Origin of the sequence: Thiomonas sp. FB-6 (assembly GCF_000377645.1) — a bacterium.
GTDB lineage: Bacteria > Pseudomonadota > Gammaproteobacteria > Burkholderiales > Burkholderiaceae_C > Thiomonas_A.
This window is the reverse complement of the sequence record NZ_KB898486.1, coordinates 15,419-27,903: the sequence shown is the minus strand read 5'-3', so window position 1 is coordinate 27,903 and position 12,485 is coordinate 15,419. Positions and strand designations below refer to the sequence as shown.

The following is a 12,485-nucleotide window of genomic DNA, read 5'->3' as shown; positions in this document are numbered from 1 at the left end:
ACAAGCGCTGTTCAGCGCCTGGCGTACTCCACCATCGCGCCGGGGATCTCGGTCAGCCCCAGCACCCGCTCGGCCCCGCCCATGCGGATGGCCTCGCGCGGCATGCCGAACACCACGCTGCTGGCTTCGTCCTGGGCGATGGTGCGGGCTCCAGCCTCGCGCATCTGCACCAGCCCGCGCGCCCCGTCGTCGCCCATGCCGGTCATCAGGATGCCCAGCGCGTTGCGCCCGGCGCACTGCGCGACCGAACGGAACAGCACGTCCACCGAGGGTCGGTGACGGTTGACCGGCGGGCCGTCGCGCACCTCTGCGTGGTACTGGGCGCCGCTGCGCCGCACCTGCAGGTGGCGCCCGCCCGGGGCGATGAGTACGGTGCCGGGTAGCAGCCGCTCGCCGTCGCGGGCCTCGCGCACCTGCAGCGCGCACAGCCGGTCCAGGCGCTCGGCGAAGGCCGCCGTGAACTTCTCCGGCATGTGCTGCACCACCGCGATGGCCGGCAGCGTGGCCGGCAGCTCCACCAGCACCCGCTCCAGCGCCGTGGTGCCGCCGGTGGACATGCCCATGGCGATGATCTTTTCCGTGCTTTCGTGCAGCGCCAGCAGGGAAGCGCCCGGCGCCGCCTGCGCGGTCGCGGAGGGCGCCGGCGCGCTCGGCGCGGCCGGCCGCGCCGAGCGCGCCGAATGCGCCAGATGGGAGGTGTTGGCGCGCGCCGCGGCGCGGATGGTCTGCCCGAACTCGGCCGTGCTCTCCACCAGGAAATCCTTCAGCCCGACCCGGGGCTTGGTGAGCACGCTGAAGGCGCCGGCCGCCAGCGCGTCCAGCGTGAGCTGCGCGCCCTTCTCGGTCAGCGTGGAGCAGATGATCACCGGCAGCGGGTGTTCCTGCATGATCTTGCGCAGGAAGGTGATGCCGTCCATGCGGGGCATCTCCACGTCCAGGATCAGCACGTCGGGCCAGCCCTCGCGCTGCATGCGCTGCAGCGCGAACAGCGGGTCGGGCGCCACGCCCACGACCTGGATGCCGGGGTCGCGCGCCAGCACGGCCTGCAGCACCTGACGCACGACGGCCGAGTCGTCGACGATGAACACGCGCACGGCCGCGCCGGCTCCACCAGGGGCAGGACTCATCCTCGGATCTCCATCGGGTTCTGCTCGGCACCCTGCCCCCAGAAACGCAGGTAGGCGTCGCCGTTCCACAATTCGAACACCAGGTTGCGGTGTCCCTGTCCGCCCAGGTGCTCGGCACGCAGGCGCATGCCGTGCTGCTGCACCAGCGAGCGCGCGGCGACGACGTTGCGATAGGGCACGTCACCCGCAGCGCCCTCGCCGCCGAACATGCGACCGCCGCCGAACAGCTTGGCGTCGAACTCCTGCGGCTTCGCGCCGGCGGCGTGCATGCTGCGCAGGAACAGATACATGGCCTCGTCGGCGTAGCGCCCGTCGAGGTGCGCGCCGTGGCCGCCGTGGCCGTGGGGCGGATGTCCGTGGCGGGCGTAGGCGTTGCGGGTCGGCAGCATGAAATGGCACAGGCCGCCCACGCGCAGCCCCGGATGCCACACGGCAATGGCCACGCAGGACCCCAGCAGAGTGCGCACGCGCGTGTGCCCGGAGCCGAAATGCCAGTCTCCCGGCTGCAGATAGACCTCGCCGGGCGCGTCCGCCGCGGCGGCGCCCGGCGCGCCGGCGACGCCGAGGGCGGGCGAGGCAGCGCCCGGAGTCGTGCGTGGCGGGTTCATCGCGAGGCGCGTCGGTAGATCGCCGGCTGCACCGGCTGCAGGTCGCTGTCCAGCCCGCTGAGGCTTTCGGAATGGCCGACGAACAGATAGCCGCCGGGGCGCAGCGCCTGCGCCAGGCGCGCCACCAGCGAGCGCTTGGTCGGCGCATCGAAATAGATCATGACGTTGCGCAGCCAGATCAGGTCGAAGGCCCCCATGTCCGGCCAGCTGCCGTTGAGGTTGATGCACTCGAAACGCACGCGCTCGCGCAGCGGGGCCTGCACCGCGAGCTTGCCCTCCTGCGCCCCGACCCCGCGCAGGCAGTAGGCCTTCAGGTAGGCCTGGGGAATGCGCTGCGCGCGCTCCATCGGGTACACGCCGGCGCGCGCCTGCTGCAGCACCCGCGTGCTGATATCGGAGGCGACGATGTCCCAGGGCCGCGAGGCCATGCGCTCGGCCAGCACCATCGCGACGCTGTAGGGCTCCTCGCCGCTGGAGCAGGCCGCGCTCCACACACGGAACGGGCGTGAGGGATCGGCCGCCGGCAGGATGCGGTCGGACAGGAAGCTGAAATGCTGGGGCTCGCGGAAGAAATAGGTTTCGTTGGTGGTCAGCAGGTCCACCGCGCGCTGGCGCTCCTCGGCGTCGCGCCGCAGATGGTCCAGGTATTGCGCGAAGCTGTCGTGACCCAGGATCTGCAGGCGCCGGCCCAGCCGGCTGCTCACCAGCGCCTTCTTGGACATGGGCAGCGAGATGCCCGCGGCCTCGAACATGAGCTTGCTGAATCCCTGCAATTCCTGGTCGGTGAGCGCTTGCATGCTGGAGCAAATGAGGTTGGCGCGGGCGAAATGCCGCCGCGTCCTGAGCGAGAGACTAGCATCCGGCGCTATGCCTGTGAGCTCTCGCCGCCTTCGCCGATGAACCCTTCCCTCGCCCCTGGCGCCGCGCAGGCCGGCGCCGCCAGCTTCGCCGAACTGGCGCGGCGCATCGCCGAGCGCGACCTGCCCTCCTTCGGGCTCACCTTGCGCGAACTGTTCCAGGCGACCGAGGACGCCAGCGCCTCCGGGCAGCGCATCGCCGGCATCGTGCTGCGCGACCCCGCGCTGACCTCGCGCGTGCTGCGCGCCGCCAATGCGGCCCACCTGGGCCTGGGCGGGCATGCCCGCGTGGTCACCATCAGCCGTGCCGTGGTGGTACTGGGGCTCAACCCGATCCGCTCGCTGTGCGTGTCCGCCCTGACGGTGGAAGCCATGGCCGGCGGCGCGCGCCAGACCCAGCGCGTGCAGCATGCGCTGGGCCGCGCGCTGCACGCGGCCGTGCAGGCGCGCGACATCGGACTGCGCCTGCGCGCCTCGCGCGAGTCCGCCGAGCAGTTGTTCGTCGAGGCCCTGCTGGGCAGCATCGGCGAGCTGGCCTTCTGGTGCTTCGGTGGCGCCCATGCGCAAAACCTGGACGCGGCGCTGCGCGAGGGCCAGCCCGCCGAGCAGGCCGAGGCCGCCGTGCTGGGCACCACGCTGCGCGCCTTCGGCCGCGAGCTGATGCGCGCCTGGAACCTGGAAGCGCTGCTGCGCGACAGCCGCGAGGTGGCGCTGGCGCGGCGCCTGGGCCAGGCCGCCGGCGGCGGCGCCGCGCCGGGCGGAGGATGGGCGGGGCCCGCGGTACGCGAGGCCGTGCACGCCATCGGCCAGCTGCTCGGCCAGAGCGAGGCCGACACCCTGTCGCGCCTGCGGGACAACGCCCGCGAGGCCCTGGATCTGGCCCGCGCGCTGGGCGCGCACGACGCCGCGGCCAGCATTCCCGCCAGCGCCGCCGCGGCCGAGGCGCCGCCCGAGCCGGCACCCGAGCCCTTCCCCGAGGCGGACCCGCAGGCGCAGTTGCGCGTGCTCACCGAGATGAGCCAGGCCGCTCGCTCGCGCAAGGAATTGCCGCTGCTGCTGGAGACCTGCGTCGAAGGTCTGCACCGCGCCGTCGGGCTGGACCGCGCCGCGCTGTGCCTGCTCAACCCCTCGCGCAACCGCCTGACGGCGCGCATCGCCATCGGCGTGGACGCCGCCGCGCTGCGGGAGACGCTGCACTGGGACTGGAGCCCCGAGGTCGAATCCCGCTGGAACCTGAGTGCACCGATCTGGTGCAGGGGCGAAGCCGGGGAGCCTCCCGGCCTGCTGCGCGCCGCCGGCACCGCGCAGGCCTTCGTCGCCCCTTTCGTGGTCGACGGACAATTGCTCGGGCTGTTCTACGCCGACCGGCAGGCCTCGGGCCGGCCGCTGGGAAACGAGCAGTTCGAGAGCTTCCAGAGCTTCGTCGCGCTGGCCCAGGTGATCGTGCGCTCCCTGCCCCGCGCCTAGACGCAAGGCCCGCCGGGGGCCTCCCGACGCTGTTGTCCATGCACAACAGTTGGGGCGCCGCGCCCGGGTTCTGGAAGGGTTTGCCGCGACTCTGCGCTTAGGATTGTCCCTGTCTGGCATTGATCGTCCCCGCTTTCCTGAGGGCCGGACAAAGCAGCGGTCCGACCCTCGCGGGATCGGGCCCAGCACCAAAACGATCCGCGAGGATCACAACTCTGGAGATTTTCACGATGAAAAAATCCCTGATCGCGCTGGCTGTGTTCGGCGCTTTCTCCGGTGCCGCTCTGGCTGACGGCAGCAACGTGCAGCTGTACGGCCTGATCGACCTGGGCGTGACCCACTTCACCGGCGGCGCCGACGGCAACGTCACGCAGCTGAGCTCCGGCGTTCAGTCCGGCTCGCGCATCGGCGTGAAGGGCACCGAAGACCTGGGCGGCGGCCTGTCGACCATTTTCGACGTCGAAACCGGCTTCTGCGCCAACGGCAACACCGGCGCCGCTGGTTCGTCGGCCTACTGCACCGGCGGCCCCGGCGGCCCCGGCTTCATGGGCCGTCAGGCGTGGGTCGGGCTGAAGGGTGACTTCGGTACCGTCCAGGCCGGCCGTCAGTACACCCTGAGCTTCGGTGACCAAGCCAACATCGATCCGTTCGGCTACGGCCTGACCGGTTCGATCTCGAACATGGGTACCGTGGGCGTTCCGGCACGTGCCAGCCAGGTCATCGGCTACACGTCGCCCAACCTGAGCGGCTTCACCATCGCCGGCCAGTACATGTTCGGCGCCGGCATGCAGTACCTGAGCACCGCCGAGCAGTACAAGACCACCGGCGGGTACAACCTGCAAGCTGGCTACGCCAACGGCCCGATCGGCGTGACCCTGAGCTTCCTCCGTGTCAACGACGCGAGCGGCAACGCCTACGTCAAGGACACCGAGCTGAGCGGCAGCTACAACTTCGGCGTGGCCAAGGTCGTGGGTTACTACTCCGACAACAAGCCTGACACCGCCGCGACCGGCAAGGACAACCTGAAGGCCTACATGCTGGGTGTGACCGTGCCGGTTGGCCCGGGCAGCATCCTGGCGTCGTACACCCACCTGAAGAACGACAGCGTCAACAACGCTGGCGCCAAGCAGTACGCCGTGGGTTACACCTACTCGCTGTCCAAGCAGACCAACCTGTACGCGTCCTACGCGCACATCAGCAACGACTCCGTCGCGACCTACGCGGTGGGCGACTCGACCGACGGCGGCTTCGCGCCGACCGCCGGCGGCTCGTCGTCGGGCCTGGGCTTCGGCATCCGCCACCAGTTCTGATCGACGCAAGTCGAACGAGTTGGAATCGCGCCGCCTTCGGGCGGCCGGTTCCGGAAAACCGCCTTCGGGCGGTTTTTTTTCGCCTGCCGCGCGTAGCGGCCTGACCGGGGCACGAGCCCGCACGGCAGGGATGCGCGACAATGAAGTCGTCCGATTCCCAGGTTTCCACGCACGCCATGACCACCCGTTTTCCGCGCCCGGGCTCCGACACCCGCGCCCGCGCTTCGCTGCAGGACCGCCTGCTGGCTCTGGCCGACAACGCCCTGAAGACCCTGGCCGGAGGCCTGCATGCATCGCGGCCGACGCCCGAGGCTCCGCGGGGCGCCGGCCCCCGCGCGCTGGAAGACGCGGAGCGCGAACTCTCCGGGCGCCTGATGCGGGTCAATCACGTGGGCGAGATCTGCGCGCAGGCGCTATACCAGGGCCAGGCCCTGGTGGCGCGCGACCCCGCGCTGCACGCGCATTTCACGCAGGCCGCGCGCGACGAATGCGACCACCTGGCCTGGTGCCGCGAACGCCTGCGCGAACTCGATTCCCGGCCCAGCCTGCTGGACCCGCTGTGGTACGCCGGAGCCCTGGGCCTGGGCATGGTGGCCGGCACGTTCGGAGAGAAGCTCAGCCTGGGTTTCGTGGTCGAGACCGAGAACCAGGTCGAGCAGCACCTGGCCTCGCACCTGCAACTCCTGCCGCAGGCGGACCTGGCCTCGCGCGCCGTGGTCGAGCAGATGCGCGGCGACGAGGTGGCCCATGCGACGGCCGCGGAAAAACTCGGCGGCGTGCCGCTGCCCGCTCCGGTGCGCTGGGGCATGCGCGCGGCGGCGCGGGTCATGACCGGCACCGCGCACTGGATCTGAGCGGCCCGCGCGCGGGCCGCTCCCCCGCCCCAGCGGGGCTCAGCCCTCGACGATCTCGAAACTGGTGGTGATGGCCGCGGTCCTCGCCAGCATGGCGCTGGCCGAACAGTACTTCTCGTGGGACAGCACGATGGCGCGCTCCACCTTGGCCGGGTCCAGCCCGCGCCCGCTGACCACGAAGTGCATGTGGATCGCGGTGAACACCTTCGGGTCGCTGTCCGCGCGCTCCGCGCGCAGCTGGACGCTGCAGTCCCGCACGTCCTGACGGCCCTTGCGCAGGATGTAGACCACGTCGTAGGCCGTGCATCCGCCGGTTCCGGCCAGCACCGTTTCCATCGGGCGCGGCGCCAGGTCATGCCCGCCCGGCTCGCCCTCGCGCGAAGCCGGGGCCCCGTCCATGGTGATCATGTGCCCGCTGCCGGTGGTGGCGACGAAGGCCATGCCCTCACCATCCAGCGGCTTGGTCCAGCGCACCGTGCATTCCATTCCTTGGCTCTCCCATGCCGCGCGGTCGCGGCCTCCAGGCCCTATTGTGCGTCAGGCGCCCGCGTGCAGTTGCGTACCCGCAACAGCGCCGCGCCGCCTTTGCAGCCCCCACCCGGGAGAGCGCGCAACCCAGGCCGTACATCAGCGCATTCGAATGCACGGAATTTAACCTCAGAGCCCGAGGGGTTTTGCCAAAACCTCGGGTTTGTCCTAAGATGAATGCATGTCGACGATGTCTGGTCGACGCCTCTTGTCTCCTCCACCCTCCTCCATAGGTGGATTCAAACCCAGGCCCCAAGCCTGGGTTTTTTTTGTCCCGCGCGCGCGGGGACCGGCGTGCGGCCTTGGATAAACTGGGGTCTTTGCCCGCCCAGGCCCCCCACGTGACCCGCAAGCCCATCGACTACCTCCAGCGCATCCTGACCGCGAACGTCTACGACGTCGCGCACGAGACGCCGCTGGACCCGGCCCACAACCTCAGCCGGCGCCTGCACAACACCGTGCTGCTCAAGCGCGAGGACCAGCAACCGGTGTTCAGCTTCAAGCTGCGCGGCGCCTACAACAAGATGTCGCGCCTGAGCGAGGACGAGCGCAAGCGCGGCGTGATCTGCGCCTCCGCCGGCAACCACGCGCAGGGCGTCGCGCTGGCCGCGCGCAAGCTGGGCTGCCGCGCCGTGATCGTGATGCCCTCGACCACCCCGAAGGTGAAGATCGACGCGGTGCGTTCCTTCGGCGCCGGCTCGGTGGAGATCGTGCTGGAGGGCGAGAGCTACAGCGACGCAGCCGCGCACGCCGCCCAACTGCAGACCGAGCGCGGACTGAGTTTCGTGCACCCGTTCGACGACCCCGACGTGATCGCCGGCCAGGGCACCATCGGCATGGAAGTGCTGCGCCAGCATCCGGGCCCCATCCACGCCGTGTTCTGCGCCGTCGGCGGCGGCGGACTCATCTCCGGCGTGGCCTCCTACGTCAAGGCGGTGCGCCCCGAAGTGCGGGTGATCGGGGTGCAGACCCCCGACTCCGACGCCATGCTGCGCAGCGTGCGCGCCGGGCGCCGCATCGAACTGGCCGAGGTGGGCCTGTTCGCCGACGGCACCGCGGTCAAGCGTGTGGGCGAGGAGACCTTCCGCATCGCCCGCGAACTGGTCGACGACTACGTGGTGGTCGACACCGACGCCGTATGCGCGGCCATCAAGGACGTGTTCGAGGACACCCGCAGCGTGCTCGAACCCTCGGGGGCGATGGCGGTGGCCGCGCTCAAGGCCTACGCCGCCGAGCACAAGCTCAAGGCGCAGACCCTGGTGGCCATCACCTGCGGCGCCAACATGAACTTCGACCGCCTGCGCTTCGTCGCCGAGCGGGCCGAGGTCGGCGAGGCCCGCGAGGCCCTGTTCGCGGTGAGCATTCCCGAGCAGCCGGGGAGTTTCCGCAAGTTGTGCGAGCTCATCGGCCAGCGCGCGGTCACCGAGTTCAACTACCGCCTCGGCGACGCCGAACGCGCGCAGGTGTTCGTGGGCATCGCCATCAGCAGTCGCGACGACGCGCGGCGCATCGCCAGCCACCTGGAACGCGCCGGCTTCTCCACGCTGGACCTCAGCGACGACGAACTCGCCAAGCAGCACGTACGCCACCTGGCCGGCGGGCGCGCGCCGCACGCCGACGAATCGGTGCCGCTGCACGAACGCATCCTGCGCTTCGAGTTCCCCGAACGCCCCGGCGCCCTGATGCGCTTTCTGGACCGGCTCAAGCCCGACTGGAACATCAGCCTGTTCCACTACCGCAACCAGGGCGGCGACAGCGGCCGCGTGCTGGTGGGCATCCAGGTTCCGCCTTCCGACCGCAAGCGCTTCGCGGAATTCCTCGACGCACTGGGCTACTCGCACGTCGAGGAAACCGCCAACCCCGCGGTGCGCCTGTTCCTCTGAACGCCCCCAGGGCCGGGCCGCGCGGGCGCGCCGCCTTCAAGGCCGGGGGGTCTGCTGCGCCGGCTCGCCCTCAGGCGATGGCTGTGCCTCGAACAAGGGGCGCTGCGGCATGCCGGGCGCCAGGATCGCGGCGCCCGGGCCCGGCGGCGCGAAAGTGGGCGCCACGTCGCGCGGCGGCTCGCTCTCGAGTTCGCTGCGCCGCCCCTGGCGCTCGATCTGCACGCGCCCGAAGGCGGTCGACACCAGGCGCACGCCCGGCTCGATCTCCGAGCCCACCGGGTAGACGGCCGCGGGCCGGCCGTCCACGCCGATCAGGGCCGCGCCGGCGTGCTCGCCTCCGCCGATCACTCCGAACAGGCGAAAACGCCGGGGCGCCGGCGCCTGCTGCGGCGCCGCACCGTAGAGCCGGGGAGCCTGCTCGGCCAGCGCCCCCACGCGACCCGCGCCACCCGCCAGCGCATGCGCGGGCAGTTCCAGCGGCCGGGCCAGCAGGCGCAGCAGGTACTGCGTTCCCAGCTCCGCGCAGGCGAAGGCCAGCAGCAGCGACAACAGCCCGGCCAGCCGGCTGGAGCGGCGGCCGAAAGCGCCGCCGTCGGGGCGGGTACGCGCCAGGTCAATGACCCGCCTGGGGTGATGGGAGAAGAGTCGCATGGGCCTCGTATTATGGGCTCGACCATGTGCTGCACCGGTTTCCGGCGCGCCTGGCACGAAGTTCCCTTCTCCATGAGCCAGAGCATGCAAGCCGCGCCCTTTCCCTCGAACAAGCCCTGCCGCGCACGCGGTTTCACGCTCATCGAATTGATGGTCGTGCTGGTCATCATGGGCGTGCTGGCCGCCCTGATCGTGCCCAACATCATCGGTCGGACCGACGAAGCCCGGGTCACCGCGGCAAAAACCGATATCGGCACCATCATGCAGGCGTTAAAGCTCTATAAGCTGGACAACGGCTTCTACCCCTCGCAGGAACAGGGCCTGCCGGCGCTGGTGGCCAAGCCCTCGACGCCCCCCATCCCGGGCAACTGGAAGCCCTACCTGGAAAAACTCCCGAACGACCCCTGGGGACGGCCCTACGAATACCTGAACCCCGGCGTGAAGGGTCCGGTCGACGTCTTCAGCTACGGGGCCGACGGCAAACCGGGCGGCGATGGCTCGAATGCCGACATCGGCAGCTGGCAGTAGCCCGCGCCGCCGCGCCGCGCGCGCCTGCGGGGGCTTCACGCTGCTGGAAATCCTGGCGGCGGTGTTCATCATGGCCCTGCTGACGTCCCTGGCCGTGCTGGCGCTGCCCGGGGGCAACGACGAACTGGCGCGCACCGAGGCGCAGCGCCTGGCCGCGCTGTTCGACACCGCACGGGAGCAGGCCGCGGCGCTGTCCATGCCGGTGGCCTGGGCAGCGGGCCCCAAGGGCTACGAATTCCTGCGGCCGTCGGCCCGCGGCTGGGTGCCGCTGGGCCAGGCCCCGCTGGGTCCGCGCGCCTGGGGCTGGCTGGATGCGGCGCCCCCGGCAGGCGCCATCCCGCGCATGCCCGGCTCCATCTGGTACGCGGGTCACGTGCGCGTGCGCGTGCTGGGCGGCGGGGGCGCGCTGGGCGCGGCGCCGGGCTGGCTGGTGTTCGGGGCCGAGCCGGTGTCGCAGCCCATGCGCGTGGAGCTGGATACCGGCAGCCTGCGCCTGAGCGTGAGCAGCGACGGCGCGCAGGCCTTCGAGGTCCGCGAACAGCGCTGAGCACCGCCACCGTGACCGCCCCCCCGCCGTCCCCTCCCCCCACCCCGCCCGCAGGCCCGCCGCTGCGCGCAGGCGCGGGTTTCACGCTGCTGGAAGTACTGGTGGCCCTGGTGGTGGTTTCGCTGGCACTGCTGGCCGCGCTGCGCGCCGGCGGCGGGTTGCAGGACGATGCCGAACGCTACCGGGAGTCGGTGCTGGCCCAGCAGTGCGCCCAGAACTACCTGGTGGAGCAGCGCCTGCGCCAGAGTTTCGTGGGCACCGGCGTGCACGTGCAGGCCTGCACCCAGGCGGACCGTTCCTTCACCGTGCGCGCCGACGTGCGGCCCACGCCCAACCCGAATTTCCGGCGCGTCGACCTCAGCGTGATCGACGCCTCGGGCTGGGCCGCGTGGAAGCTGGTGGCCATCCTGTGGAATCCCTGATGCGAGCCCCCACGAGCCCGCGGCGCGCGCGCGCCGGACGCCAACGCGGCTTCACGCTGCTGGAAATGCTGGTGGCCGCCTTCATCATGGCCATCGTCGCCGGACTGGGCTGGCGCGGGCTCGACAGCGTCGCGCGCTCCCGCGACGACGCCGACCAGCGCATGCGCGCCGGCACCCAGCTGCAGCTGAGCCTGCAGCAGATGAACGACGACCTGGCACAGGCCAGCGACGGCGGCCCGTCGCTGCCCGCGGTCAGCCTGGCCGGCAACGGCGACCTGTTGATCGTGCGCCGCGTGGGCGTGGCGCTGGGATCGGACCTGCGCGCATCGCCGCAGGCGCCGTCGCCGCTGTCGGCCGCGCTGATGGTCGTGCGCTGGGGCCTGCGCGACGGGCGCCTGCTGCGCTGGGCGAGCCCGCCGCAGCTGGCGCGCGCCGGACTGGTGCAGGCCATGCGCGAGCCCAGCGGCGGCGCCGTCACGCTGCTCGACGACGTGCGGGCGATGCACGTGCTGGTGTACCGCTACGCCGGCAACGGCTTGCAGGGCCAGTCGGGGGCCTGGGTCAATCCCTACACCGCGGCCGACGGCGACAGCGGCGCCAGCAATCCGCTGCAGGCGCTACTGCGCACCCCCGGCGGGCTGCGCCTGGGCCTGGACCTGGCGGCGCCGCAGCTGCGGGGCGTGATCGAACGTGAATTCCTGCTGGAGAACCGGGGATGAACCGGCCCCGCCGACCGGCCCGCCAGCGCGGCGCCGCGCTGATCACCGCGCTGCTGCTGGCCGCGCTCAGCGCCGTGATGGTCTCGGGCATGCTGTGGCGCGAATGGGGCGCGATCCAGCGCGAGCAGGCCGCGCGCGAAAGCGAGCAGGCGCGCTGGCTGCTGCGCGGCGCGGTGGACTGGGCGCGCCTGATTCTCAACGAAGCGGCGCGCAACTCGCCGGTGGTGGCGTTGGACCAGCCCTGGGCCGTGCCGCTGGCGGAGGCCGATCTGGGCAGCTTCCTGGCCGCCGGCCAAGGCAGCTCGCTGGGGCGCGTATGGCTGGAGGGCCGCATCGAGGACGCGCAAAGCCGCTTCAACCTGAACGACCTGGTGCAGTTCGGCAAACCCTGGCCCAGCGCGGTCGAGACCCTGCAGCGTCTGTGCTCCGGACTCGGGCTGTCGCCGGCGCTGGCCCTGCAGATCGCGCAGGCGATGGCCCAGTCCCAGATTCCGAGCTCGGGCGCACTGCCCATCCGCGAACTGCAGGACCTGGCCCGGGTGTCGCCGGGCGTCGCCGCCGCGCTGCCGCGCCTGGCTCCCTACGTGACGGTGCTGCCCACCACCACGCCGGTCAACGCCAATACCGCCAGCGCCCCGCTGCTCGCGGCGGTGCTCGACATCGGCAACGAGCAGGCCGCCCGCCTGGTCGAGGCGCGCAGCCACGGCCATTTCGCCGACTACAACGCGATGAAGGCCGCGCTGGGCCCGGACGCGCTGCCCGGCGGGGTCAACTACGCGCTGGTGGCGATGACCAGCAGCTATTTCGACGCCATCGCCCGCGTGCGCATCGGGGACTTTGAATATGCCGAACGCGCGCTGATCCAGCGCGTGGGCACACTGAGCATGGTGCTGCGCATGCAGCGGGTCGCGCCGTGGCTGGCCGATCCGCGCTCCTGAACGGCCCTTGAACCCCCCATCATGCTCCGGAACCCTGCTCGCCCAG

14 protein-coding genes are annotated in these 12,485 nt (G+C 71.4%); 9 read left to right on the top strand and 5 right to left on the bottom strand.

Annotation, left to right across the window (positions count from 1 at the left end; genetic code table 11):
* Positions 1-11 precede the first annotated feature (11 nt).
* From D466_RS0112740 to D466_RS0112730, 3 genes are read right to left on the bottom strand one after another with little or no spacing between them, the layout of a single operon-like run.
* A complete protein-coding gene (locus D466_RS0112740) occupies positions 12-1,127 on the bottom strand; it encodes a chemotaxis response regulator protein-glutamate methylesterase (RefSeq protein ID WP_038166196.1) in 1,116 nt (371 codons plus the stop codon).
* Positions 1,124-1,735, bottom strand: coding sequence for a chemotaxis protein CheD (locus D466_RS21700; protein WP_018914099.1), 612 nt, complete (start codon positions 1,733-1,735; stop codon positions 1,124-1,126). The genes D466_RS0112740 and D466_RS21700 overlap by 4 nt, the downstream gene beginning before the upstream one ends.
* The gene (locus D466_RS0112730) at positions 1,732-2,532 is read right to left on the bottom strand and encodes a protein-glutamate O-methyltransferase CheR (protein WP_018914098.1); all 801 of its coding nucleotides are present in this window, start codon (positions 2,530-2,532) and stop codon (positions 1,732-1,734) included. The genes D466_RS21700 and D466_RS0112730 overlap by 4 nt, the downstream gene beginning before the upstream one ends.
* Before the next feature lie 99 nt (positions 2,533-2,631).
* On the opposite strand from D466_RS0112730, the gene D466_RS0112725 reads away from it, so the two are divergent.
* The 3 genes from D466_RS0112725 (at position 2,632) to coq7 (ending at position 6,223) form a co-directional block, all read left to right on the top strand.
* Complete coding sequence (locus D466_RS0112725; RefSeq protein WP_018914097.1) at positions 2,632-4,059, top strand: HDOD domain-containing protein; 1,428 nt, start codon at positions 2,632-2,634, stop codon at positions 4,057-4,059.
* A 230-nt stretch (positions 4,060-4,289) separates the two neighbouring features.
* Positions 4,290-5,369: a porin gene (locus D466_RS0112720; protein WP_018914096.1), complete on the top strand. Its 1,080-nt coding sequence runs from the start codon at positions 4,290-4,292 to the stop codon at positions 5,367-5,369.
* Between the two features lie 140 nt (positions 5,370-5,509).
* Positions 5,510-6,223, top strand: coding sequence for a 2-polyprenyl-3-methyl-6-methoxy-1,4-benzoquinone monooxygenase (coq7, locus tag D466_RS0112715; RefSeq protein ID WP_018914095.1), 714 nt, complete (start codon positions 5,510-5,512; stop codon positions 6,221-6,223).
* Between the two features lie 39 nt (positions 6,224-6,262).
* Here coq7 and D466_RS0112710 read toward each other — a convergent pair whose 3' ends face one another.
* Positions 6,263-6,709 carry an OsmC family protein gene (locus D466_RS0112710; RefSeq protein ID WP_018914094.1) on the bottom strand — a complete coding sequence of 149 codons (447 nt, stop codon included), beginning with the start codon at positions 6,707-6,709 and terminating at the stop codon, positions 6,263-6,265.
* A 383-nt stretch (positions 6,710-7,092) separates the two neighbouring features.
* Here D466_RS0112710 and ilvA point away from each other — a divergent pair, with 383 nt between their 5' ends.
* Positions 7,093-8,634 (top strand): threonine ammonia-lyase, biosynthetic, encoded by a 1,542-nt coding sequence (ilvA, locus tag D466_RS0112705; protein ID WP_018914093.1) that lies wholly within the window; start codon positions 7,093-7,095, stop codon positions 8,632-8,634.
* Between the two features lie 36 nt (positions 8,635-8,670).
* Here ilvA and D466_RS22890 read toward each other — a convergent pair whose 3' ends face one another.
* Complete coding sequence (locus tag D466_RS22890) at positions 8,671-9,285, bottom strand: type II secretion system protein N (protein ID WP_018914092.1); 615 nt, start codon at positions 9,283-9,285, stop codon at positions 8,671-8,673.
* A 72-nt stretch (positions 9,286-9,357) separates the two neighbouring features.
* On the opposite strand from D466_RS22890, the gene gspG reads away from it, so the two are divergent.
* From gspG to gspK, 5 genes are read left to right on the top strand one after another with little or no spacing between them, the layout of a single operon-like run.
* Positions 9,358-9,813, top strand: a complete 456-nt coding sequence (gspG, locus tag D466_RS0112695; protein ID WP_026285220.1) for a type II secretion system major pseudopilin GspG — start codon at positions 9,358-9,360, stop codon at positions 9,811-9,813.
* Positions 9,788-10,360 carry a GspH/FimT family pseudopilin gene (locus tag D466_RS0112690; RefSeq protein ID WP_018914090.1) on the top strand — a complete coding sequence of 191 codons (573 nt, stop codon included), beginning with the start codon at positions 9,788-9,790 and terminating at the stop codon, positions 10,358-10,360. The genes gspG and D466_RS0112690 overlap by 26 nt, the downstream gene beginning before the upstream one ends.
* An 11-nt stretch (positions 10,361-10,371) precedes the next feature.
* Positions 10,372-10,782: a type II secretion system minor pseudopilin GspI gene (gene gspI / locus D466_RS21690; protein WP_196803474.1), complete on the top strand. Its 411-nt coding sequence runs from the start codon at positions 10,372-10,374 to the stop codon at positions 10,780-10,782.
* Entirely contained in the window at positions 10,782-11,501 is a 720-nt protein-coding gene (locus D466_RS21685; protein ID WP_018914088.1) for a type II secretion system protein J, read from the top strand. Before gspI ends, D466_RS21685 begins: the two co-directional genes overlap by 1 nt.
* Positions 11,498-12,439 carry a type II secretion system minor pseudopilin GspK gene (gspK, locus tag D466_RS0112675; RefSeq protein WP_018914087.1) on the top strand — a complete coding sequence of 314 codons (942 nt, stop codon included), beginning with the start codon at positions 11,498-11,500 and terminating at the stop codon, positions 12,437-12,439. Before D466_RS21685 ends, gspK begins: the two co-directional genes overlap by 4 nt.
* Positions 12,440-12,485: the final 46 nt, after the last annotated feature.